Origin of the sequence: Pseudomonas kielensis (assembly GCF_014236655.1) — a bacterium.
Classification (GTDB): Bacteria; Pseudomonadota; Gammaproteobacteria; order Pseudomonadales; family Pseudomonadaceae; genus Aquipseudomonas; species Aquipseudomonas kielensis.
This window is the reverse complement of record NZ_JACMYG010000012.1, coordinates 1-24,140: the sequence shown is the minus strand read 5'-3', so window position 1 is coordinate 24,140 and position 24,140 is coordinate 1. Positions and strand designations below refer to the sequence as shown.

The following is a 24,140-nucleotide window of genomic DNA, read 5'->3' as shown; positions in this document are numbered from 1 at the left end:
ACCTCTGTAACACCCCCGCACCGAGCGAATCTGCCCAGCCCGTCGACGGTTGCTAGAACGCATCGGACGGTTGTGCCAAGGGGGCAAGCGCCAAGCGACGCTCACGGCTTTTGCGGGTAATGTAATACACGAAGTAGCACCAGGCGATGAAGGGCAGGCCGAAGTACAGGGCCACGCGCTGCTCGGGATCAAAGGCGATGCCGACGCAGGCCAGGCTGCAGCAGACCAACGCCCCCAACGGCACCCACGGGTAACCCCGGACCCTGAACTTGAGGTCACGGATGTCGCCGCCGTTGGCCACATAGTGCCGGCGAAAGCCGATCTGGCTGGCGGCGATGCTCATCCAGACCACCACCACGGCCAGCCCGGAAATCGACACCAATGCCAGGTAGATGGTGTCAGCGGCAAACACGCTGCTGAGCAGGGAGGCGGCGCCCCCGGCCATGCTCACGATGATTGCGTTGAGCGGCGTGCCCATGCGGGTCAGAGCCGAGAACTGCTTGGGCAGGTGCCCCTGGTCGCTGAGGGTCCAGAGCATCCGCGAGGCGGCGTACAACCCGGAGTTGGCTGCCGACAGCAAGGCCGTGATGATCACGAAGTTCATGATGTCGGCGGAGTACGGAATGCCGATGTAGGTGAACACCGTGACAAACGGACTCTCCACCAACCCGGCCTGCTCACGGGGCAGCAAGGTCGCGAGGACAAAGATGGTGCCGACAAAGAAGATCGCCAGGCGCAGCACGGTGGTGCGGATGGCCCGCGGCACATTGCGTTGCGGGTCCTTGGTTTCACCGGCGGCGATGCCGATCAACTCGGTGCCGGAAAAGGCAAAGGCCACCGCCAGCAAGGTCATGGCAATCGGCATGAAACCGGTGGGGAACAAGCCTTCACGGGTGAAGTTGCCCAGGCCGATGCTGTGTACCTGGTCGATGTTCAACAGGCCGAGAATCGCGCCGCCGCCAATCGCCAGGAACACCACCACGGTTATCACCTTGATCAGCGACAACCAGAATTCGGTCTCGGCAAACAGACGCACCGAAACCACGTTGGTCAGGAACACCACTCCGGCAAACAGGGCGCTCCAGATCCACACCGGGGTGTCCGGGAACCAGCGCGTCATGAGGATCCCGGCGGCGGTGAATTCCGAGCCGATGGCCACCGTCCAGGTCAGCCAGTAGAGCCAGGCCACCGTGTAGCCGGTGCCCGGGCCGAGAAAACGCGTGGCGTAGGTACTGAAGGAGCCGGTTTCCGGCATCTGCACCGCCAGCTCGCCGAGGCACATCATGACCATGTAGACCATCAGCGCGCCAATGATGTACGCGATCACCGCGCCCAGTGGGCCGGCCTGGTTGACGGTGTAGCCGGAGGTGAGGAACAGGCCGGTGCCGATCACGCCGCCCAATGCCAGCATGACGATGTGGCGGGTCTGCATTTCCTGTTTGAAACCGGAACGGGGGTCGAGTTTTTGCTCTTTTATGGACATGGTTATTCTCATGAAAGGGTTTAGGGCACGCACTGGCGCCTGCGCACGGTTGCCCGGCAGAGGCGCACCCAGGTTTTATTGTTATGGCTCTTCATGAAGTCCCCACGGACGGACTCGCCGTGGGGCGGGTGATCCCTCAAGCGTCAGCTTGCGACCTCGGCGCCAGACGGATGACTGGCGAGGTGTGCCAGGGATACGGGCGGCTCTTCCCGAACGCGCCGGACATAGGCGAACGCCTGCTGCAGGTCCGCGAGCAGGTCATCGGTGTCTTCGATGCCGACCGAGACCCGCACCAACCCTTCGGAGATCCCCAGGGCGAGACGCTCCTCCAGGGTGTTCTCGACGTGGCTGGTGGTGCGGGCCGGGCCGTAGATGGTTTCCACCGCCCCCAGGTTGCCCGCGCAATGGGCAAACCGCAGGCGTGGCAGCAGCACCTTGACCGTGTCCATGCCCCCCACCAGCACGAAGCTGACGATGGCGCCAAAGCCGCGCATCTGCGCAGCAGCGACACTGTGGTTCGGATGGCTGGGCAACCCTGGGTAGTTGACCGACTCCACCAGGGCTTCGGTGCACAGGTAATCCGCCAGGGCACGGGCGCTGTGCTGCTGTTGGCGCATGCGCAGCACCAGGGTCTTGATGCCACGGATGATCAGGTAGGCCGAGAACGGGTCGAGGGACGCGCCGTTGATTTCCCGGTAATGCCGGACCTGGGCCATCAGGGTTTCGCTGCCGCACACCAGGCCGCCGAGCACGTCGCCATGGCCGCTGAGAAACTTGGTCGCGCTGTGGATCACCACATCCACACCCAGCGCCAGTGGGTTCTGGTTCAGGGGGGTGGCAAAGGTGTTGTCGGCCACCACCAGCGCACCGACACGCTTGGCCGCGGCAACCAGACGCTGGATGTCGAGAATTTTCAGGGTCGGGTTGGTCGGCGTTTCCAGGTACAGCACGCGGCAGCCCTTGGCGATTTGCGCTTCGATCTCAACGTGATCGAAGGTCTCGCACAAGGTCACCTGCACCCCCATGCGCGGCAGGAATTCTTCGAAGATCTTGTTGGTGCCGCCGTAGCTGTCCTTGGTCGACACCACCCGGTCACCGTTGGCCAGGAAGGTGTAGAGCACGCTGCTGATGGCCGCCATGCCGCTGCTGAACGCCACCGCAGACTCGGCCTGTTCCAGTTGGCGGATCTTCGCTTCCAGGGTCTCCACCGTCGGGTTGCTCATGCGGCTGTAGATGAAGCCGGGCGCCTTGCCCAGCGCCACGTCGTACCAGACGTCGATGTCGTCGTAGGCGTAGGCGGCACTGGCAACGATCGGCGTTTGCGTGGCGTTGTAGGGATGTCCACCCTGCTCCCCGCCCCAGACCGCACGGGTCCCCGCGCCGGCATGGGTGAGTCCTGCGCTGTCAGGTTTTTTATTCATAGAGACTACTCGCACTAAGGATGGCGAGCGTTCAGCCACTCACCGGGTATGGCGGCCAATATAGGGAAATAAGCCGCCCCCGAGAAACGATGGAATCGGTGGCAAAGGGGCGGTTTTTTTAATGGCTGGGCAGGTGCGAACTGCATCGGCTCGCTCTGCTGCGCCCCTGCGCACTCACGCCTGATCCATAGCCTCGACCACGCCGTTGTCCTCCCCCAGAAACCCGCCGCTCTGATGCTGCCACAGGCGCGCATAGACGCCGTTCTTGCCGAGCAATTCGCTGTGGGTGCCCTGTTCGATGATGCGTCCGTCATCCATGACGATGAGCCGGTCCATGGCGGCAATCGTCGACAGCCGATGGGCAATGGCGATCACCGTCTTGCCCTGCATCATTTCGTCGAGGCTTTCCTGGATGGCAACTTCGACTTCCGAGTCCAGCGCGCTGGTGGCCTCGTCCAGCAGCAGGATCGGGGCGTTCTTGAGCATTACCCGGGCAATGGCCACGCGTTGGCGCTGGCCGCCGGACAGCTTGATGCCCCGTTCCCCCACCAGGGTGTCGTAGCCGCTGTGGCCTTGCCGGTCGCTCAGTTGACTGATGAACTCATCGGCCTGGGCATTGGCCGCGGCGCGGCGGATTTGCGCGTCGGTCGCATCGGGACGGCCGTAGGCGATGTTGTCGCGGATGGAGCGGTGCAGCAGGGAAGTATCCTGCGTGACCATGCCGATGGCGCCACGCAGGCTGTCTTGCGTCACGTGTGCGATGTTCTGGCCATCGATGCGAATCTCCCCGCTGTCGACGTCATAGAAGCGCAGCAGCAAGTTGATCAGCGTGGACTTGCCCGCGCCAGAGCGGCCGACCAGGCCGATTTTTTCGCCCGGGCGGATGCTCAGGCTCAGGTCGTTGAGTACCTGGCGTTCGCCGTTGTAGTTGAAGCTCACCTTATCGAAGGTGACCGCCCCACCGCAGGTCACGAGCGCGCCGGCACCTGGCGCGTCCTGCACCTTGGTGCCCAGGGTCAGCGTTGCCATGCCGTCCTGTACGGTGCCGATGCTCTCGAACAGCGAGGTCATTTGCCACATGACCCAGTTCGACATGCCATTGATACGCAAGGCCATGGCAATGATTGCGGCCACGGCACCGGCGCCTACCTCACCGTGGTGCCATAGCCACAGGGCATAACCACCGGCCGACATGATCAACGCCACCACCAGTGCCTGGTTGACGATCTCGAACTGGCTGACCAGGCGCATCTGGCGAAAACCGGTTTGCTTGAAATCCTCCATCGCTGCACGCGCGAAGTGCGCTTCACGATTGGAGTGGGAGAACAGCTTCACCGTCGTGATGTTCGTATAGGCGTCTGAAATGCGCCCGGTCATCATCGACCGCGCATTGGCCTGCTCCTGCCCGACTTTTCCCAGACGAGGCACGAAGTACCACATGGCCAGGCCGAACAACACGACCCAGGCCACGAACGGCAGCATCAGTTTCAGGGCGAAGCCGCCGGCCAGTGCAATGATCGCAATCAAATACACGCCGATCCCGGGGGCGATCTCGATCAGGGTGAACAGCACGTCACGCACCGCCAGCGCCGTTTGCATCACCTTGGTGGTGACCCGGCCGGAAAACTCATCGGAAAAAAACGACAGGCTTTGCCGCAGCATCAGGCGATGGAAATCCCAACGCAGGCGCAACGGCAAGTTAATCGCCAGGATCTGGTGCTGCACCATGGTGCGCAACGCCACCAATCCAACGCTGGTCACCATGACGATGCCCATGCCCCACAACACACGACTTTCCTGCGCCGCCGCTGCACCGCCTGCCTGCCAGGTCGAGAGCAGGTCCACGACCTGCCCAAGGAAGTAAAACAGCCAGGCTTCGTAAATCGACACACCGGCACTCAGTACCGCAAGCGCAAGGATGTAACCACGGGCGCCCCGGGTACAGGCCCACAGGAAGCGGGCCAGACCGTTAGGGGGTGGTGGCACCTCATCGGGCGGAAAGGGGTCGAGCCTTCGTTCAAACGCACGAAGCATGGTGTTCTCCAGAACCATCAAGTTGAGGAGATTCTGCCACTGAACGGTTGCCTTGAGGGTTTTGCGACGGCTCGACTCGTCTTCACCATGACTCCTCGACGCCAGAAGGCCCCTGAGGCGATGGCGGAGGCTTGCCCACCTGTGAGCTGGCGAAGATGCGATGCAACGCGATGAGGTCAAGGCATTCGTGGAGTGGATGATGGAGGAAGCTACAGCTTGCGCACGCGTTGCCTGATATCTTTTGCGCGCACCGAATCGCGTCCACTCGACGCCCACCCCATCAAGGAAGATGAAAAACATGAAAAAAGTGTTCATCGTTTCGCTAGGACTGTTCTCGCTGGCTCAGGCATCACTGTCGTTCGCGGACAATGCCAATGGGAAAAACCTCTATACCCAGCGATGCTCCATGTGCCACGGCACAGACATCAAGGGAACCGGACCGCTGGCCCATAAAAGCACCCCTCCTACACCCGACCTGACCACCGCCACGTTCAAACAACGCTTGCATGATTATCCGGGCGTCATTGTCTCCTCGATAATCCTGCGCCCCAATGGCGACTTGATTCCCAGGACCTTGCGTGAGAATGGTGTCAAGGTGGCGCCGCACGCTTGGAGCGTTAAGGATTTTCGCGATTTGAATCAATACATGATTGGTGTCATTTCAAACAACCGATGAGGGGAACACAAGAGCCGGGCGTCGATGCAACTGCAGTTCGCTGCATACAGCGTCGCGCCCCGACAAAAACATCGACCCCGTATAATTAACCGAGAGCGCCGTAAAGAAGTTGTATAGCCCCTTGAGTTCCACCGCAGGTATTTTATCCTGCGGGGCACATTCATCGGGAGAACACTATGAACAGCTCGGACTTGGGCATTATGGTCATTTCTATCATCGGATTGTTCGGGCTCGCATCTTTTATGTTTGAGCACTTGAGCAAACGTCATTCGAAAAACAGAACAACAGAGGCACACCCTAAAACATCGACAAAAAGGGATCTCTCCAATAATAAACACCAAGCATAGACCGACGCCCGCCCCTAGAACTTTTATAAGCGCGTTATTCTTTCGCCCCCCTTCTTTTAGTCATTGACCGGACATAAAACTTAGCGGCATTCGTCACCTGAGCGAATGCCGCGCGGTGCGTCCGGATTTGTCACTCAATACCCTGCCCGCCCGTCACCCGTCACCCGTCACCCGTCACCGGAGCGCGGGCTGGGTAGCGGACACTCCATCGCTGGACTGCTCACGCGTATAAAGCGTCACTGAGGCGCGCAACTTGTTACCGCCGAACGCACACATGGTGTCGAACGCTTTGTGCGTCACGGGAATATGCTGGCAGTCGAGTGCCTGACGGTGCTGACTGTGATCGATGTCCGGGTCATGCAGGTACACGAAGTCTTCGTCGTAGTCAGTGACAATGACCCAGTGCGGGGCTTTGGAGCGAGTCAGACGGTAGCTGCTGATCAACACCAGAGGCTGACCGCCGGTCTTCAGGGTGTGCGCCAGGTCCAACTGGTGGCTGCTCACCTGCTCCACATCACTGTGTTGAAGTTCCGTGCAGAACTCTTCGTGTACCAGGCGAATGACCTCCTTTTTATGTTCGTCGCGCACCCCGTCGAGAAACAGCGGACCGGCGATACTCACTTGCAGGCGTACTCGAAACCCTCGACGCCAGGCCGCCAACGCCAACCCCTGGGGACTGCACCCGCCGTGCCCCGACGTCATGAACACCGTCGTGGCTTCACGCCAGATTTGCAGTTCGTCCCGGCGCTCGATAGAACGCTCAGGTTGCAATGCCCTCATGGCCATCAACAGGCACGCCGGGCCGCAGGTAAATTCAGTGGTCTGTTGGTAGTAAGGCACCTGGAACTCGCGGCTTTCCCGATGTTGCACAATGCGCTTCTCCAAACGCAACGCATGGGCATGGTCTTCGTAGTAGTCGTGAACCACAGCAAAGCGTCGGTAACCGTTGCGCTCATAAAGACTGAGCGCCACGGGATTGTCCGGCCGCACTTCCAGTCGCAGGTAGGCGCAGTCGTGAGCGCGAGCGCAATGCTCGGCCTGATCCAACAGCTGTTTGCCAAGACCCAGGCCGCGGCTGTGGGTGGCGATTGCGATTGAATACAGACGTGCCAGGGAGGTGCCACGGTGGAACAGGACCAGGCAGTAGCCCATCAGTTGACTGCCGTCTTGCGCCACGATCAGGCTGCCATGGGCTCGGCTAATCATCCACTGGAAACTGCGCGGCGTCAGTCGATCAGAGGTAAAGCATTGGTTCTCCAGGTCCAGCAGCGACTTCAGATCATCCTGTGTCGCGTTGCGAAAAAACAGACTCATAAGCCCACCGTAAAAGTTGCGTAACGAAACGAGACTTTTTAAAAGTATCGTGCTTAATAGATAAGGACTTGTTCTCCAACGGACCTTTTCATATGTCAGCGGTACAGGGCGGCTTGCGTGAAGTATCAGAGCAAAATCGGTTAACAGCAATATCAAACCTGACTTATTTACCGGACTCACCGGGAAGATCCAGCCAGGTGATTATTATTGTCGAACGAAAGGAAGACTGGGCCTCTTACTTCCCCTCGGAGGATGTGATGAGTGCGCAGGAATACCTGGAACAGCCGCTTGAGCGCGAAGCCGGCAAGCGCGTGCAGGTTATCAACCTGTGCCGAAGTTATAAGTACCTGGGGCACGGGTATTACTGTTCACTGCTGGCAGAAGCACGCGGCCATAAAGTTATTCCGTCCGTGCGCACTATCAGCGAACTGACCAAGAAGTCACTGTATGGCCTGGCGCTGGATGACCTGGGCAAAACCCTGGACAAAGCACTGAGCAACCATATCTACAGCAATACCGAAGGGTTCACGCTCACCCTGTACTTCGGTAAAACCAACCTTGAGCCCTTGCAGGAACTGGCTCGACAAATTTTCGAAATATTCCCGTGCCCGATCCTCCTGGTGGAGTTCCGTAAAAGTAATAGTTGGCGCATCGACGGAATAAAATCCGGGGTCCTGCAAAAATTACGCGAAGACCAGGAAGATCAGTTCGCCAACTCGCTGGACAGCTTTAGCCGCAAGGTATGGCGAATGCCACGCTCCCCCCGCGTGGCCCGCTACGACCTGGCCATTTTGCATGACTCGCAAGAAGCGCTGCCGCCCTCCAACGCCAAGGCGCTGGAGAATTTCATCCGGGTCGGCAAAGGCTTGGGGATCGATGTCGATCTGATCGAGAAGAAAGACTATTCACGAATCGCCGAGTATGACGCCCTGCTGATTCGCGAAACCACCAGCGTGGATAACCACACCTATCGCTTCGCCAAGAAGGCGGAAAGCGAAGGCCTGGTGGTGATGGACGATCCGACGTCGATCCTGCGCTGTACCAACAAGGTGTACCTGACGGATCTACTCAAAAGCCATCAATTGGGTATGCCGGCAACCGAGATTCTCTACAAGGAACGACCGGAAGACTTTGAACGCGTGGGTGAACGCCTGGGCTTCCCATTGGTGCTGAAGATTCCCGATGGCTGCTTTTCCCGTGGGGTGATCAAGGTCGAGAGCCAGCAGGCCCTGCTGGAAGCCACCGCCGAGCTGTTCGAACACTCGGTGTTGTTGCTGGCTCAGGAGTTCTTTTACACCGAGTACGACTGGCGCATTGGCGTGCTCAATCGCAAACCGATTTTTGCCTGCCAGTACTTCATGTCCAAAGGGCATTGGCAGATCTACAACCACAAAGCCAAGGGCCAGGACATCAATGGCGAATGCCGCACGCTTGCGGTTCACGAAGCCCCAAGGGCGGTGGTCGAACTGGCGGTGAAGACCGCGAATCTGATTGGTGATGGTTTGTACGGGGTCGACCTGAAGCAGTCAGGGAGCAAGGTGGTGGTCATCGAGGTGAACGACAACCCGAACATGGACGCGGGCATCGAAGACGCTTACTTGCAGGACGACCTGTATGCCCTGGTTCTGGAAGAGTTCATTCGCCGTCTCGAACTGAAACGTCGTGGCCAGGCGTGGTGAATGCGGCTTGGGCAGCGGTTTGCGAGACGCTGAATTCCTCAATCGATAACGCCATAGGCCAGACGTGATCAAGAGTTTCAAACTCGCCAATGGGGCGCTGGTATCGGTTGAACACCTGGATGCCGATGTGATGTTGTTCAGCAATCCCGATGCGGCAGAACGGGATCTGCTGCGCAGCGATTTCAAACTGGATGATCACGCGCTGGCGTCGGCACTGGATCCGGACGAAGTTTCACGCATTGAATTCCACCCGGACAATTTGTTTTTGATCTGGAAGCGTCCGGAAAGCTACTCGGGCGGCGATAGCCTGAACTTTGAAGTGTCGTCGTTTGGCTTGCTGTTCTCTAAAACGCGCCTGGTGATCATCGCGACCGATGATTCCCAGTTGACGGGCCTGGGGGACCGGCACCCGTTGCACACGCCGCAGGATGTGTTGCTGGACATACTGTTCACCAACCTCCACCACTACCTGGGTCACCTCAAAGTCATCAAGATGGTGGCTCGGGAGTTGCAGCAGAAATTCAACGCCTCGATGGAGAATCGGCATCTGATCCAGATGTTCAATCTCAGCGAGAGCCTGATCTATTACATCAACGCCATTCACAGCAATGGCGCGGTCCTGACCCGGCTGCGCAACCATGCAGAAAAAGAGCACTTCAGCGCAGAGGCGATCGCGCTGATCGACGATCTGATCATCGAGAACACCCAGTGCAACAAACAGGCGGAGATCTACTCCAGGGTATTTGCCGGTTTGATCGATGCACGGGGCAATTTGATGAACAACACCATGAACAACCTGCTGCGCAAACTGACGCTGATCAATGTGGTCTTCCTGCCTCTGAACCTGATCGCCAGCATCGGAGGCATGTCCGAGTTCAGCATGATGACCTCCGCCGTCCCCTGGTGGATTGCCTATCCGCTGTTTCTCACAGGAATGCTGGTTGCAGGGGGCCTGATGGTCATCGCGCTCAAGCGTCTGACGCGTGGTTCATCCAGCATCAATGGCCCACATTGAGCGCCGCCCCCTGCCCCCTCGGCTACAAGGTGAGGCTTCACATCTCAACCTGTGTACCCAGCTCTATCACTCGATTCAGGGGCAACTTGAAGTACTTCAGATTGCTATTGGCATTCTTCAGCAAAAACGCGAACAGGCTTTCTCGCCAGCGGGCCATGCCGATGCGCTTGGTCGGGATCACCGTTTCCCGGCTGAGGAAATAGGTCGTGCGCATCGGGCTGAAATCCAGTTCTGGCAGGTGACAGAGACTCAGCGCCAAGGGGACATCGGGCTCCTCGATAAAACCAAAGTGCAGGCTGACCCGGAAGAAGCCGTCACCATACGCTTGAACCTCGAACCGCTGTTGCGCACTCACACGAGGGCAGTCCCCAGACACCACCGTGAGCAATACCACCTGCTCATGCAACACCTGGTTATGCAGCAGGTTGTGCAGCAACGCATGCGGCACGGCGTCGGACCTGGCGGTCAGAAACACCGCCGTACCCTGGACCCGATGAGGCGGCTGCGTACGGATGCTGGCGATGAACAGGGGGAGCGGCAGCGCGGATTCGTCCAGCCGTTCAACAATGATCTTGCGACCCCGCTTCCAGGTGGTCATCAAAATGAACAGGCCAATGCCAGCAATCACCGGGAACGCGCCGCCCTGGAAAATCTTTGGCGCATTGGCCGCGAAATACAGACTGTCCACCAGCAGAAAACCGAGCAGCATCGGGATGGCCAACCAGCGCGGGGTTTTCCATAGCAGCAGGACAACCGCCGAGGACAAGATGGTTGTGATCAACATGGTTCCCGTCACGGCGACACCATAGGCGGCCGCCAACGCACTGGACGACTCGAAACCGATGACCAGCAGCACAACACCGACCATCAATGCCCAGTTAACCGTGCCGATGTAAATCTGCCCTTGCTCCTGGCTGGAGGTGTGCTGGATAAACATGCGCGGGATGTAACCCAACTGGATGGCCTGGCGAGTCAGGGAGAAAGCGCCGGAAATCACCGCTTGAGACGCGATGATGGTCGCCAGTGTGGAGAGCGCGACCATCGGCAGCAGGGCCCAATCAGGCGCCAGCAAATAGAACGGGTTGCGCACCGCTTCCGGGTCTCCCAGGATCAACGCGCCCTGGCCAAAGTAATTGAGCACCAAACCAGGCAGTACGAGCATGAACCACGCGCGCGAAATCGGTTTACGGCCAAAATGCCCCATGTCGGCATACAGTGCTTCGGCACCGGTCAATGCCAAGACGACAGCCCCCAGAATCGCCACCCCCATTCCCGGATGAACCACAAAGAACTGCACTGCCCAGGCCGGATTGAGCGCTAGCAACACCTCCGGGCGCTGCAATATCCCGAAGACCCCAAGCGCCCCCAACACGACAAACCACAGGACCATGATTGGACCAAACAGGATGCCGATGCGAGCCGTGCCGTGTTTTTGTATCAAGAACAGCGCCACCAGCACGATCACCGACAAGGGCACGACCCAGTGCTCGATCCCGTCAAATGCCAGTTGCAGCCCTTCAACCGCGGAGAGCACCGAAATTGCCGGGGTGATCATGCTGTCCCCGTAAAAAAGTGCCGCACCAAACAGACCGAGCAGCACCAGTACCCTGCTCATGTGCGGATAAGGCGCTGCCGCACGGCGGGCTAGCGCCGTCAACGCCATGATGCCGCCTTCGCCCTGATTGTTGGCACGTAGAATGAACAACACGTACTTGATCGACACCACCCAGATCAGCGACCAAAAGATCAACGACAGAATGCCTAGCACCCCGTCGTGATTGACCTGCACGCCGTAGTGGCCGGAAAAGACTTCTTTGAGTGTGTAGAGAGGGCTGGTACCAATATCACCGTAAACCACCCCGACGGCGGCGACGAGCAAGCCCACCCCTGACGTTTTGGATTGGGTATCTGCCTGCGCGCTGGTCACTGTTTTACTCAAGGGTTGCTTCTCACATAGGTCGGGGGAGAACGTTCACGCCATCCTTGAGCATTGCATCGCCAGCGTCTTCAGACATGCGGACGCATGGACGGCAAAAAATCGCGGCCAGTATCGTTGCCGACACATGCGCCTACCGTAAAGAAAGCGTAAAAATTAAAGGATAGCCCCGAAAAGCCTGATGAGTTGACCAGCAGGTAATGGGTCATTGATGACCGGTTGAATTCACAGTCGGCGGCGGCGGTTTGTGACAGGTCGTAATCGGCTGATTCTGTTGAAAAAGTCGACCATGGTTTGCGCAGCAGAAAAGTATGCGTCCGTGATGGAAATCTTTATTTTCAGCAGAGGCTTCCGGACTCAGATTTCACATAGCAGTGTGCAAAAAAGGCCTTTGGGCGAGCCGACTTTTTCAACAGAGTCGGTTGTTAGCAGTCAGTCAGCGTGGCCGTGAAAAAATTTAACTTCACCGCAAGGTCTGACGGTAGCAGCGCTAGTTCACTTGAGTTAATACAGGCTCCCCCGCGAAGTGAGCCGCGACGTTATCGAAAGTCAGATCCAGCATTACCTGAACTGTCGCATGAGTCGAACTGGCCATATGCGGTGTCAGCACCACGTTGGGTAGCGCTAGCAATGCCTGCGAAACGTACGGCTCATCACCAAACACATCGAGCCCCGCCGCGAGAATCTTGCGGTCGCGCAAGGCCTCCACAAGTGCATCTTCGTCGACGATGGAGCCGCGCAGTCATCGGATAGCAGCCGCTGGTCCATTCACCTCGTCGCACAAACCGGTCAGCGCTGAGCACTTGGCGTGAAGTACACAGCAACAGTGCCATGGCAAAATCCGCGATGTCTTCGGTGGAAAGACCTGGGGTATGGGTAACACAAACATTGTGATCGCGCGCAGCCTCAAGGTCGATGCCATCGTAGCCGACACCCAGCACCGAGATGTTCTCGAGCGCAGGCATTACGGGATATTTTTGCCAATATCATTCTCGTCGAAACACGCCTGTTCAAATTGAACAAGGCCTTTCACTTGCGTTACCACTCCGCCCTGCACCTGGGAATGTGGCGTGGCCCTTACCACACGACAGGGGAATTCATCGAAGCGACGTGGCTGCCGCTCCTGCATCTGTACGAGCATGAGATCACCACGGAGCACCCTGCCTTGGCGGCTTATTTGCTCGGACAGGGGTTGCGCAGTGTAATTCGCTCGGTGTTGGAGGATATGCCGGCGCAGTTGGAACAGCCGGCCTTGCTCGACAGTCTGGTCGCCATGGCTATCGGTTGCCTGCGTCCATCTGCACTCGACTGAAGGACAGCCGATCTACCCTATGCTCCATGATCAGCAGCCTCGCTCGCTTATCTGACTCGGCTTTGCCGTCAGACAGCATCGGTTGCGGGATCGAATCAATGGGTAGTAAATCCCTTTAGGATTCGCTGGGTAAATGCCTGCTGGTTAATACCCTGCTATCCACTCAGCAACGCTGCGCCCAACGCGACTAACGCGGTATTGAGACAGACCAGCATGAAGCCAAACCTCACCAGTTCGCCTTCCTCCTTGGCCTGGGTTTTAGCAAGTCCCAGGATCAGCATGACAACCGACAGCGAGCCCAGCGCTGCATGCCCTGCCGAGCTGTTCTGGACGGCAGCCAACAATAGGCGTGAGGATTCGGGCAACATCGCGATGGCCGGCATGAAGATCGCATTACCGCCAACATTCGACCCGGTCATGTAGCCTGACAGCGCGCCAAACATGGCAACCAGCGACGTCGCGGCCGTGGGCGACAGGCCCGCCAGCAGTTGCATCAAACCCGCGAGGAAGCCGGCCTTCACCATCATCTGCGACATCGCGAGAAAAAAGAAAATGGTCAACAATGGCCGCTTCGCCCGCGCCACCAGCGCAGCAGGCATGTTGACGTCGAGTGCTGTCTGGCGTTGTGTGTTGCGCGTGTAAAACCCTAGCCCGATCAGCACCAGAACCAGTGCCAGGCCTGGTGAGGCGAGTGGCTTCCAGGTGACCTGGGCGCCCTGTACAACCCAGTGATCCTGCCAAGAGGTGATCGTCCACACCATCTTCAACGCGACAATGCAGACAATCAGCACCAGATACGGCCATGCCTGACGCGGCCATTGCACCGCACCGCGCTCGCTATCGTTGCGGCGCAGGCGCCACAGCCCAACAGAGAGTACCGCTGCTGCCGTCACCAGGCCCGCGGCAACGCCGGCCACTTCCGGCCCCAGCCATCGACTAGCACTGTAAAGCACGCCCACAAACAGCAGCCAGAAAGCGCCCAACGCCCTCCACTCCCGCGAGTCACGAACGCCTGCAAGATAGAGCGCGATTGCACTGAGGGCCAAAAAAACCGGTGCGCTGGTCAGTGCCGAGGTCGATGCCAGCGCGGGTGCGTCCAGGTGAGCCAACGAAGCACCAATGACAGATGCCAAGCCCAGCGTTCCCCAGGGCATGATTGCCATGCCGGTCAGTGCTATTCGTAGCGCGACCCGACGTTCGAAGAGACTGAGCAGCAGAGGCACCGTAGCGATCAACGACACGCCGAAGCCGGTCATCGCTTCGAGCAACGGTGCCAGTCCAAGGACGATAAACACGACTTGATCGCCGCGTCCAAGCCCCAGTGACCGCACCCATTGGCTAAGCGCCAGGTTGACGCCCATGCGCTCGATAAAAATCACGAAGACCAGACCTGGAACGATCACGAAAGCCGTACTTGCAAACAGCACGGCCGTATCTTGAGCGGCGGCCACCATACTGCCTAGGCGCCACGCGTCGGCAGCGCCGGCGAGCCAGAGCACCATGACTAATAGAGTGCCTGCAATGGCGGCGTGAACGGGTGGCCGGCGCAGCACCACGAGCATGGCTGTAACCAACAGGACTGGGGAAAGATGGAACAGTGCGAGCATGCCAATAATATCCTGTGTGTGTTCCCGACCAAGGCTGCGTACGCAGACTGCTGGCAAGATAATATTTCTCTAGGCTAGATAAAGGGGCGCAGTTTTCTGATAGTTTTCGAGAAAATTTCTCACGGGTTTACCATGGCAAAAAACGACGCTGCACCTGAATCGTTGGACAAATTCGACCGTGCCATCCTGGACCTCGTTCAGCGCGACAACACTATGCCGCTGCGCCTTATGGCCGAGCAGGTCAATCTTTCCACGGCCGCCGTTCAGCGCCGCATCAAGCGGATGGAAGAGCGGGGAGTCATCACGGGCAACGTAGCCATCGTGGATCCCACCGCCGTAGGACGGCCGATCACGATCATTGTCGAAGTGATGGCAGAGCGCACTAGCATCGAGGCGCTGGAGGCGATGAAGGCACACTTCGCGGTCCCCGAAGTTCAGCAGTGCTACTACGTCACCGGCGAAGTGGATTTCGTCCTGGTGTTAACCGTTGCCAGCATGAAGGAATACCAGGCGTTGGCGCGGCGATTGTTTGCCGAAAATTCCAACGTTACCTGGTTCAAGACAATCGTGGCGCTGGACCGTGTGAAAGTCGGGCTCAATGTGCCGAGCGTGCCTGGGTAACCGCTCATTCAAGAGCGTCTTGCGGATCGAACCTCTTGAAATTCGCCAAGACAGTCAGCCTGATACTGGAAGGGAAAGGTATTGTTTAGTGGTTAACTTTGGACCCGCTCTTGGCGCAAGCAGACGCTGGCGGCAGGCCGCTACCGGCTTAGTCGACCTTCATTGAAGCTTGCAGGTATCTATGGAATTGGGGGGCGATTACGCTCATGGAAAAGGCAGATTGTGCTATGAGATAAATGCATAACTCTATCGCGCACTGATTAAAAAAAAAGCAAAATTAAAAACCATGCCTTAGGTGAATCCATGAAAAATCTTTTGATTGCATCTGCATTGTTTGGGCCTGCGCTTTCCTTACAGGTTTTTGCGAGCGAATTAGAAGTCGAGCACAAACTAATTGAGCAGCGCTGGTATTCTTTCAATGAGGTGATAGAAAAGAGAAATAGATACAGCATGGTAGATATTTCGAAAGGATACATCGAATATTACTTCGAAGGCGATGAATACACCTCCAAATACCCAGAAGAAAACTTGTCGCCGCGTGCAAAATTCTATTCCGACCATGGGCGCGTTGGAACATATGCGGCTGCGGATTATGAGACTGCGCTAGACAAGGCGTGCATAGATGTTGTCTCTGGCTCTCTAGGATCATTTAGAGGCAGCTATGAAAACTCCAGAAGACCTGACAGACAACAATATAAGCGCATGGTTGTTGGTATAAAATCTTTAACATACAAAGGCCCTGGGTATAATTTCAAGAGCCCTTCATCTTGGTCGCCTGTAGAGTTACCCAAGAACAAAAGAAGTCTTCTTTGCGAGATCTATGAAGTCAAGAGTGACGTGAGTGATGTGAAATACATCGTTTATGCTGCCTCCGTGGCGACCGCTATGTTTGACGAGATTCATACCGCGCCACTGCCAAACAATAAAGTCGAGTAATCAAGGTTCTTCGCGCTAATGCTGCGGTATTAGCTGGATCAACCTTGAGGCTGTGACTGAATAATGGGTTTTGGGTAACTAGCTGAGCTACGTGACCGACTTCGGGCTGGGAAAGTGAATCGCCTCTGATTTCTTAGGCACATCCGAATGCCTGCTTTTGGCGATTTCTGCCAGCCGCCACGGGCAGCTTTTGGGGCGGGATTTAGCCCGCCCCAGTGAGCGAAGCGAATGGTTTGAACCCGCCGTCATGCATGTTTTACTAGCCGCTTCTTTGACTGCGACAGCTATCAACCAGCCCCCACTAAGGTTTGAAAAACCTGTCGGGGCGGCAAGGGCTGAGGGCGGGTGCCACCTTTGCGTCCAGTATCTCTTCGCTGGCAAGACGGCCAACGATCGGGGCGAGGATTACGCCAGGGTGCATCGTGCAGACATAGACACCGCTGACATTTGGCAAGTAGCCGACAATGGGAATGCCATCGGCGGGAAATGGTCTCAGCCCGACACAGGCCAATTGCAGCTCGAGGGAATCGGCGCCATGAAGCTGCTCCTGAATGGCCTTGGTTGTTCGCAGCGCTACCGCTTCTGGCTGGTGTTCCAAGGCATCCCCCAGATAATCCTCTGCGGCGAGCAACGCACCATCGGCGTCTTGCCTGACTTCCATTGCGGGGCTGGAGATAATGGAATGCACGAGGTTGGCGGGCGCCTTGTAACGAATGAAAATGGCGGGCGACTCTTCTATAGGAAGAGAGACGTCAAGCATGTCGGTGAGCTGTTTGGTACCCGTCCCCGCTGCGATGACCACCAGATCGGCGTCAATGTTTCCGGCTGCAGTGTTGAGTCCCGTCACCCGTGCGTTCAGCGTTGTAAAACCGAGCACCTGAGTGTGCGTTAAGACATTGGCGCCTTGAGCTTTGGCGGCAGCAATCAAGGCGTGGGTTGTTTGTACCGCATCCACAGCCCCCACTTGCGCGTCATACAAGGCAAATTCAGGGGGATGTTTGAGATTGGGTTCAATAGCGAGAACCTGGGTACGAGTCAGCACATTTTCCGTCGTGTTATTACCTGATGCTTGTAGCGTTTCCTCAGGGCTCGTGCCGTAAGTCAGGGCACCTGTCCATCGAATGTTCAGGTCAGGCACCTCCACTTCGAGTCGACGGAATTCATTGACGGCTAGACTGCGCAATTGCGCGATAGGGTCGACCCCCGCGTGAGAAACGTTGATCCAGGCGAATGAAGTACCCGTCACGCCGCACGCTATATCTCCAGCGTCTAGCAACGTAACCTGTGCGCCTTTGCGTGACAGGTTATAAGCCAGGGACGCGCCCACTATGCCGGCGCCTATGACGACCACCCGATTGTGCTTATGATCTTGCACATCAACCTCCAGTTTGTTGATCCGCCGATTGTAAGAGCATTGGGGATGACATGCATGAGATACCTGTGGCCTTTCAGGGATGGGCCCCGCCGTATGACAAGCGCCAGGAAAAAGGATGAACACGATGACCCGCACTAGCCATATCCACCTGATGGCGACCTATAACGAGTGGATGAACAACAAGCTCTATGAGGCGGCCAGAAGCCTGTCAGATGAAGAGCTCTGCGCGGACAGGAAAGCCTTCTTTGGTTCAATTCTCGGGACGTTGAACCACCTGGTGGCCGGCGACACTGTCTGGCTGCAGCGATTCGCCACCCACCCCGCGAACTACGTGACACTGGGGCCGATTCGCCAGCTTCCAGTCAAAAGTCTCGACCAGTTGCTGTTCCCGAATATCCGAGAACTGTCGGCGCATCGCGTGTGGCTCGATCAGCAAATGGTCGAGTGGTCTCGCTCCATTACAGAGTCAGACCTGGATCACACCCTTCATTACACCAGCATGAAGGGTGTCCCCGCTGACAGGAACTTCTACGGGTTGCTCATGCATTTCTTCAACCACCAGACCCATCACCGCGGACAAGTCACGACCTTGCTTTCACAAGCGGGTGTCGACATAGGGGATACGGACCTGGTTATTCTCATTCCATCCGAGCCTGGCGTACTGTAACGCTCGTTCCTGCAGAACGACGGAATCAAGGAAGACACGACATTGAAAATAGCTTTTGGCGCCCTGCTGTTGACCTGCCTGACGACTGTCGCACTCGCTGAGGAAAGCGCCGTCGGCTTCCAATCCTCGACACTGGCGGACGCGCAGAATGAGCGCGCACTGGAAATGGTTGTCTGGTACCCCAGTACAACGACCGCCGCCGCGCAGTTATGGCAGCGACCGGTTGATCTGAGCCGAGTCATTGATCGGGTTACGGCTCAACCTGGAAAATTCGGCGCGGTCGCCCATGAGCGAATCGCCGTGGTCGGCCATTCACTTGGCGGCTGGACTGCCCTGGAGATCGGCGGTGCGCGATTCGACCCCGACCGCTTCGCCCAAGACTGCAAGGCACACCCGCAGTTGGCGAGCTGCAGCGTCTATGCCCAGATGAACCCGGCAAGCACCGCACCAGCCAAGGCCGCGTTGGCCGCCGATTGGCGCGATAAACGCGTCACGGCGGTGGTCACCCTAGACCTGGGGCTGTCACGGGGCATGACCGACGCAAGCCTGGCCGCGCTGCCGGTGCCCGCGCTGGTGATCGCCGCCGGCGCGCCTTCGCGCGAGCTTCCTGCCGAGCTGGAGTCTGCCAACCTGGCCAGCCGCCTGCCTGCGGCGTCAAGCCGTTACGTCGAAATCAGCGACGCCAGCCACTTCACTTTCTTGTCGGTGTGCAAACCGGGTGCGCAGGCAATGCTCGAAGAGGAAGTACCAGGCGATGGCATCATTTGCCAGGATGGCGACAGCGCTCGTGAGCGCGGGGTGATTCAACAGCAGGTTGCTTCGCTGATCGCGCAGTTTCTTGAGTCATCTCACGCCGGGCAACCCTAACGGCGCCCAACATCCCCCCAAGTAACAGGCGGCGCTCAAACAGACCAGAAGCCACTCAATATCGCCATCAACCCTGGCAATGAAACCGTCCACACTGGCCGCGACGAAGACCGAACATTTTGCACCCATGGTCTGTGAGACGCCTGTCTGGATGGCGTCTCTTGCATGAGCTGAAGCCCGAAGTTCGCAGGAAAAATGTCTCTGTTACGAACTGGTTTCATCAGCGATGCTTGCCCGCCCAGTGCCCGCGCGCTTCCAGGACCGCGCACAAAAAGTCCAGCGCTCGACGAAACACAGGATGGCAATCGTCATAGGGCAAGTGGTCGAGCGAAGCCCAGAAAAACTCGAAGACGTGACCATGGTCATCGAGCGTCTGGTGTGACCATTGTTCAGGCATGGGGCCATCCGTCTTGCACAGGTGAAACGACCAGCTCTGGCCGTGATGACCGGAGTCCCAACATCCCAGGTCGTCCACGACTTCGGCAGCGCGTATACCCGACTCTTCCGCCAGTTCACGCAGGGCAGCTCGACCCGGTGTTTCGCCCTTCTCAATGGTTCCCTTCACCAACTGAACCCCGGCTTGAGGATGCCGAAACAGAAGGATCCTGGGTGGCCACGTGGCGGAAAGAACGACTGAACAGGCCTTGTCAGGCTGCATGGCGATTTCCTTATCGGAAATGATGGCCCGCCATCATACGCATTCAGCTGTCACAGGTAGCTGGTCACCTCGGACCAGCGCCTGGCCTCAGGCCTCCAACCCGAACGGGTCGTCGATGGAATGGCTCGGCTGGGTAAACCAGCGAGGGCCAGTGGCGGTCATGTAGAAATGATCCTCCAGGCGGATGCCGAACTCGCCCGGCACACAAATCATCGGCTCATTGGAGAAGCACATGCCTTCGGCCAGCGGCGTCTGGTCACCCCGCACCAGGTAGGGCCCTTCGTGAATGTCCAGGCCGATGCCATGCCCGGTACGGTGCGGCAGGCCCGGTAACTGGTAGTCCGGGCCGAGGCCGGCGGCTTCCAGGCTAAGCCGCGCGGCGGCATCCACCACCTGGCAGGGTTCGCCCAGGCGCGCGGCGTCGAAGGCGGCCAACTGGGCGTCCTTTTCCAGGTTCCACATGGCGCGCTGGCGGTCGCTCGGGGTGCCAAACACATAACTGCGAGTAATATCCGACTGGTAGCCGTGGAGCAGGCAGCCCGTGTCGATCAGCACCATGTCGCCGTCCTTGAGCACCTGCGCGTGCTTCACCCCATGGGGGAAGGCGCTGGCCTCGCCGAACAGCACGATGCAGAAGGTCGAACCCGGCGCGCCGACCTTGCGGTGCGCCTCGCGGATGAACTCGGCAACCTCGGTGGTGCTGATGCCTGCGCGCAGGATGCTGGCGGCAGCCTTGTGCACGTGCAAGGTCATGTCTTTGGCGCGCTGCATCAGCGCCAGTTCTGTCGCGCTCTTGTGATAGCGACACGGGTTTATCACGCAAGAAGCGTCTACGAACGTCAAATCCGATCCGAGGCGGCGGATTGCTTCGAACATGAAGAACGCCAGGGACGGGCACAGGCCCACCACGGCGTCGGCGGCGACGCCCATTTCAGCGAACAGGTCGAGCAGCAGGCGGTAGGGACTCTCGTGTTCCTGCCAGCCATGAATAACCCCATCCACCTCGCGGAAGTCGCGGATGGTGCCCTCTTCGAAGGCCGGGGCGATATAAGCCAGCGGGCCGCTGGCGGGCAGCACGGCGCCGACCATGCGTTCGCTCGGGCTCCACTTCACCCCGGTGAAGTAGTAGAGGTTGCTACCAGCGTTCAGGTAGAGCGCTGCGATGCCCTGCTCGAGCATCAGACGCTGGGCCTTGGCAATGCGTGACTGGTATTCGTCCAGGCCAATGGGCGTCATGCCCGCGGTCATCTTCGCCAGGCCGGCCAGCGCCTGCTCCGGAGTTTTGCCACCTACGCCCACTGTCATCTCGCTCTCCCGAATTGTTTTGCGGTGTTGGAAATTTAAGCACGACTTAAACTTGCGTCAATGGGTTTTTTCAGTCCAGCTTAATTTCGGTGAGGCGAAAAGCCTTTTCTGCACGGCGTCGCCCGCTATACTGGCGCCTTTCAGAATACGAGCCACGCCAATGTCCGTAGAACAGATCGGGGAACGGTTGCGCCGCTACCGCCGCGCCGCCAACAAGACCCTGAACCAAGTCGCGACTGAAACCGGCCTTACCGCCAGCTTCCTGTCCCAAGCGGAACGTAACCTCACTGGCGTGTCCATTTCCTCGCTGGCGAGAATCGCAAATGCCCTGGGCATTCCGCTCAACAGCCTGTTCAACCAGCCCTCCCAGCCCCAGCCCGATTCCCACCAGGGCCAGCGCGTGCGGTACAGCATCGGCAGCCAGCCGCTGGTCTACGAGCGCCTGTCCAGCAACTTCCCTGGCAACCTGGTCAACGCGATGAAGATGACCATGGCGGTGGGCTACCAGTCCGAGCTCATCTCCCACGAAGGCGCAGAGTTTACCTATGTGCTCTCCGGGCAAATCGTCTACACCATCGAAGGCCAGACCTACCCGCTCGGCCCGGGCGGATCGGTGCACTTCGATTCCACCAAGCAGCATTCCATCGCCAACGCTGGCGACGAGGTTGCCGAAGTGCTGGTCGTCACCACCATGGCCGGGCTGCTCGACGACCACCCCACGACCTGAGCGTGCGTCGGCAAAAAGTAAGCCCCACTGAATTTAAGTTGTAATTAATTTTAGAATAACTTAAGTTTTTCCTCGGCCGGTGGCGGTGCGAGCATTCCCCTCTCCCCCCTTCAGCGCTACCGCCCGAGCCGGTACGTCGGCCTTCGGCTACCTGTTCACATGACGGGCTGCCTACAGCCCGTAAAACCGCAGGGTCAGGTGCATCCCCCTGAAAGGGACGACCTGATCTGCCGCCCTCAAAATAATAACAATGAGGTTCGCATGCGTAAAAAAGCCACGTTCAAGACCATCGTTGCCGCCAGCCTGATCCTCGGCTGCGGCGTCACCCACGCCGCCAGCAATCTGGTGTTTTGCTCCGAAGGCAGCCCAGCGGGCTTCGACCCAGGCCAATACACCACAGGGACCGACTTCGACGCCTCAGCCGAAACCGTGTTCAACCGTCTCTCGCAGTTCGAACGTGGCGGCACCCAGGTCATCCCAGGCCTGGCAACCCGCTGGGACGTATCTCCCGATGGCCTGACCTACACCTTCCACCTGCGCGAAGGGGTCAAGTTCCACACCACCGACTACTTCAAGCCGACCCGCGACTTCAACGCCGACGACGTGCTGTTCACCTTCAACCGCATGCTCGACAAGGACATGCCGTTCCGCAAGGCCTACCCCACCGAGTTCCCCTACTTCACCGACATGGGGATGAACGAAAAGATCACCCAGGTCGAAAAGGTCGACGACCATACCGTCAAGTTCACCCTCAAGGGTGTCGACGCAGCCTTCATCCAGAACCTGGCCATGAGCTTCGCCTCTATCCAGTCAGCCGAATACGCCGACCAGTTGCTCAAGGAAGGCAAGGCCAAGGACATCAACCAAAAGCCGATCGGCACCGGCCCGTTCGTGTTCAGCAAGTACCAGAAAGACGCCCAGATTCGCTACAAGGGCAACAAGGATTATTGGAAGCCTGAAGACGTCAAGATCGACAACCTGATCTTCGCCATCACCACCGACGCCTCGGTGCGCATGCAAAAGCTGAAAAAGAACGAATGCCAGATCACCTCCTTCCCGCGCCCGGCCGATATCAAGCCGCTGCAGGAAGACCCGAACATCAAGATGCCGAGTCAACCAGGCTTCAACCTTGGCTATATCGCCTACAACTTCACACGCAAGCCGTTCGACACGCTCGAAGTGCGCCAGGCGCTCGACATGGCAGTCAACAAAAAAGCCATCATCGAGGCCGTTTACCAGGGCGCCGGCCAGTTGGCCGTCAACGGCTTGCCGCCGACCCAGTGGTCCTACGACGAGACAATCAAGGACGCCGACTACAACCCGCAGCAGGCCAAGCAGCTGCTGACGGCTGCAGGTGTGAAGGAAGGCACGCAAATCACCCTGTGGGCCATGCCGGTGCAGCGCCCCTACAACCCCAACGCCAGGCTGATGGCCGAAATGCTCCAGGCCGACTGGGCCAAAATTGGCATCAAGGCCAACATCGTCAGCTACGAATGGGGCGAGTACATCAAGCGCGCCCACGCCAGCGAGCACGACGTCATGCTGATCGGCTTCACTGGCGACAACGGTGACCCGGACAACTGGCTGGGCACCCTCTACACCTGTAACGCGGTCAACGGCAACAACTTCGCCAAGTGGTGCAACGATGACTACGACAAACTGGTGAAGGCCGCCGGGGCCACCGCCGATGTGGAGAAGCGCACCGCGCTGTACAAACAAGCGCAGCATGCCCTCAAAGCCCAGGTGCCGATCACCCCGGTCGCCCACTCCACGGTCTACCAGCCGATGCGCACCAGTGTGGAGGGCTTCCAGATCAGCCCCTTCGGACTCAGCAGCTTCTACGGCGTCAACAACGCCCAGTGAGTGACAGGGGCCGGCCAAACGGCCCCTTCGCCTTCCTCGAGCCGGCGCCAGACCGGCGAGGACTGCCTCACCGGCTCCAACCAGAACAATTAGCGCCACACCGGGAATCGTCGAGCAGCAGCCTTGACCCACGCAGCCTGAACGGCTGAGAACGGCCAGCACGATAACCGCCATTACAAAAAAGATAAGGAGTGAGTCGCCCAAATGCTGAGTTTTATTGCCCGCCGATTGGGGTTGTTGATCCCCACGTTCTTCGGCATCACCCTGCTGACGTTCGCGTTGATTCGCATGATTCCT

Annotated in this window: 22 protein-coding genes and 1 pseudogene; 11 read left to right on the top strand and 12 right to left on the bottom strand. The window is 58.4% G+C overall.

Annotation, left to right across the window (positions count from 1 at the left end; translation table 11 throughout):
• Positions 1-52 precede the first annotated feature (52 nt).
• The 3 genes from H7995_RS13750 to H7995_RS13740 form a co-directional block, all read right to left on the bottom strand.
• A complete protein-coding gene (locus tag H7995_RS13750) occupies positions 53-1,483 on the bottom strand; it encodes an amino acid permease (protein ID WP_166590670.1) in 1,431 nt (476 codons plus the stop codon).
• Between the two features lie 143 nt (positions 1,484-1,626).
• Entirely contained in the window at positions 1,627-2,904 is a 1,278-nt protein-coding gene (locus H7995_RS13745; protein ID WP_185818489.1) for a cystathionine gamma-synthase family protein, read from the bottom strand.
• Between the two features lie 174 nt (positions 2,905-3,078).
• Entirely contained in the window at positions 3,079-4,938 is a 1,860-nt protein-coding gene (locus tag H7995_RS13740; RefSeq protein ID WP_182340829.1) for an ABC transporter ATP-binding protein, read from the bottom strand.
• Between the two features lie 298 nt (positions 4,939-5,236).
• On the opposite strand from H7995_RS13740, the gene H7995_RS13735 reads away from it, so the two are divergent.
• A complete protein-coding gene (locus H7995_RS13735; RefSeq protein ID WP_185818488.1) occupies positions 5,237-5,614 on the top strand; it encodes a c-type cytochrome in 378 nt (125 codons plus the stop codon).
• A 521-nt stretch (positions 5,615-6,135) separates the two neighbouring features.
• On the opposite strand, the gene H7995_RS13730 is transcribed toward H7995_RS13735, so the two are convergent.
• Positions 6,136-7,275: a GNAT family N-acetyltransferase/peptidase C39 family protein gene (locus tag H7995_RS13730; RefSeq protein ID WP_185818487.1), complete on the bottom strand. Its 1,140-nt coding sequence runs from the start codon at positions 7,273-7,275 to the stop codon at positions 6,136-6,138.
• 92 nt (positions 7,276-7,367) lie between these two features.
• On the opposite strand from H7995_RS13730, the gene H7995_RS13725 reads away from it, so the two are divergent.
• Together H7995_RS13725 and H7995_RS13720 are read left to right on the top strand one after the other, a co-directional pair.
• Positions 7,368-8,954, top strand: a complete 1,587-nt coding sequence (locus H7995_RS13725; protein WP_244647711.1) for a RimK family protein — start codon at positions 7,368-7,370, stop codon at positions 8,952-8,954.
• 64 nt (positions 8,955-9,018) lie between these two features.
• Complete coding sequence (locus tag H7995_RS13720; RefSeq protein ID WP_182340835.1) at positions 9,019-9,969, top strand: CorA family divalent cation transporter; 951 nt, start codon at positions 9,019-9,021, stop codon at positions 9,967-9,969.
• Positions 9,970-10,006: 37 nt separating this feature from the next.
• Here the strand turns inward: H7995_RS13720 and H7995_RS13715 are convergent, their stop codons facing one another.
• The 3 genes from H7995_RS13715 to H7995_RS28840 all read right to left on the bottom strand — a co-directional run bounded on the left by H7995_RS13715 (position 10,007) and on the right by H7995_RS28840 (position 12,870).
• A complete protein-coding gene (locus H7995_RS13715; protein WP_185818486.1) occupies positions 10,007-11,908 on the bottom strand; it encodes a potassium transporter Kup in 1,902 nt (633 codons plus the stop codon).
• A gap of 487 nt (positions 11,909-12,395) precedes the next feature.
• Positions 12,396-12,614 carry an NAD(P)-dependent oxidoreductase gene (locus tag H7995_RS28310; RefSeq protein ID WP_342345331.1) on the bottom strand — a complete coding sequence of 73 codons (219 nt, stop codon included), beginning with the start codon at positions 12,612-12,614 and terminating at the stop codon, positions 12,396-12,398.
• Positions 12,559-12,870, bottom strand: a complete 312-nt coding sequence (locus H7995_RS28840) for a Rossmann-fold NAD(P)-binding domain-containing protein (RefSeq protein WP_206684590.1) — start codon at positions 12,868-12,870, stop codon at positions 12,559-12,561. Before H7995_RS28840 ends, H7995_RS28310 begins: the two co-directional genes overlap by 56 nt.
• 68 nt (positions 12,871-12,938) lie before the next feature.
• On the opposite strand from H7995_RS28840, the gene H7995_RS13705 reads away from it, so the two are divergent.
• Positions 12,939-13,217, top strand: a complete 279-nt coding sequence (locus tag H7995_RS13705; protein ID WP_244647710.1) for a hypothetical protein — start codon at positions 12,939-12,941, stop codon at positions 13,215-13,217.
• A gap of 155 nt (positions 13,218-13,372) precedes the next feature.
• Here H7995_RS13705 and H7995_RS13700 read toward each other — a convergent pair whose 3' ends face one another.
• Positions 13,373-14,824, bottom strand: coding sequence for an L-lactate permease (locus H7995_RS13700; RefSeq protein ID WP_185818485.1), 1,452 nt, complete (start codon positions 14,822-14,824; stop codon positions 13,373-13,375).
• A 132-nt stretch (positions 14,825-14,956) separates the two neighbouring features.
• Between H7995_RS13700 and H7995_RS13695 the strand changes: the two genes are divergently transcribed.
• Together H7995_RS13695 and H7995_RS13690 are read left to right on the top strand one after the other, a co-directional pair.
• A complete protein-coding gene (locus H7995_RS13695; protein ID WP_166590679.1) occupies positions 14,957-15,445 on the top strand; it encodes an Lrp/AsnC family transcriptional regulator in 489 nt (162 codons plus the stop codon).
• A 303-nt stretch (positions 15,446-15,748) separates the two neighbouring features.
• Positions 15,749-16,381 carry a hypothetical protein gene (locus tag H7995_RS13690; RefSeq protein ID WP_185818484.1) on the top strand — a complete coding sequence of 211 codons (633 nt, stop codon included), beginning with the start codon at positions 15,749-15,751 and terminating at the stop codon, positions 16,379-16,381.
• Positions 16,382-16,682: 301 nt separating this feature from the next.
• Here the strand turns inward: H7995_RS13690 and H7995_RS13685 are convergent, their stop codons facing one another.
• Positions 16,683-17,756 (bottom strand): NAD(P)/FAD-dependent oxidoreductase, encoded by a 1,074-nt coding sequence (locus tag H7995_RS13685; protein WP_182340843.1) that lies wholly within the window; start codon positions 17,754-17,756, stop codon positions 16,683-16,685.
• 124 nt (positions 17,757-17,880) lie between these two features.
• Between H7995_RS13685 and H7995_RS13680 the strand changes: the two genes are divergently transcribed.
• Both H7995_RS13680 and H7995_RS13675 read left to right on the top strand, forming a co-directional pair.
• Positions 17,881-18,423 (top strand): DinB family protein, encoded by a 543-nt coding sequence (locus tag H7995_RS13680; RefSeq protein WP_166590689.1) that lies wholly within the window; start codon positions 17,881-17,883, stop codon positions 18,421-18,423.
• Between the two features lie 42 nt (positions 18,424-18,465).
• A complete protein-coding gene (locus H7995_RS13675) occupies positions 18,466-19,290 on the top strand; it encodes an alpha/beta hydrolase family protein (protein ID WP_182340846.1) in 825 nt (274 codons plus the stop codon).
• 48 nt (positions 19,291-19,338) lie between these two features.
• On the opposite strand, the pseudogene H7995_RS28710 reads toward H7995_RS13675, so the two are convergent.
• The 3 genes and pseudogenes from H7995_RS28710 to H7995_RS13665 form a co-directional block, all read right to left on the bottom strand.
• A pseudogene (locus H7995_RS28710) lies at positions 19,339-19,419 on the bottom strand (dihydrofolate reductase family protein); the annotation flags it as partial.
• A gap of 91 nt (positions 19,420-19,510) precedes the next feature.
• On the bottom strand, positions 19,511-19,948 hold the full coding sequence (locus tag H7995_RS13670; RefSeq protein ID WP_166590683.1) for an NUDIX hydrolase: 438 nt from the start codon (positions 19,946-19,948) through the stop codon (positions 19,511-19,513).
• Positions 19,949-20,035: 87 nt separating this feature from the next.
• Complete coding sequence (locus H7995_RS13665; protein ID WP_166590684.1) at positions 20,036-21,253, bottom strand: M24 family metallopeptidase; 1,218 nt, start codon at positions 21,251-21,253, stop codon at positions 20,036-20,038.
• A gap of 160 nt (positions 21,254-21,413) precedes the next feature.
• Here H7995_RS13665 and H7995_RS13660 point away from each other — a divergent pair, with 160 nt between their 5' ends.
• The 3 genes from H7995_RS13660 to H7995_RS28305 form a co-directional block, all read left to right on the top strand.
• Positions 21,414-21,980 carry a helix-turn-helix domain-containing protein gene (locus H7995_RS13660; RefSeq protein ID WP_182340856.1) on the top strand — a complete coding sequence of 189 codons (567 nt, stop codon included), beginning with the start codon at positions 21,414-21,416 and terminating at the stop codon, positions 21,978-21,980.
• Positions 21,981-22,241: 261 nt separating this feature from the next.
• The gene (locus tag H7995_RS13655; RefSeq protein WP_166590686.1) at positions 22,242-23,843 is read left to right on the top strand and encodes an ABC transporter substrate-binding protein; all 1,602 of its coding nucleotides are present in this window, start codon (positions 22,242-22,244) and stop codon (positions 23,841-23,843) included.
• Between the two features lie 204 nt (positions 23,844-24,047).
• Positions 24,048-24,140, top strand: a 93-nt coding sequence (locus H7995_RS28305) for a peptide ABC transporter permease (RefSeq protein ID WP_206684596.1), incomplete at its 3' end; no start/stop codon positions are given.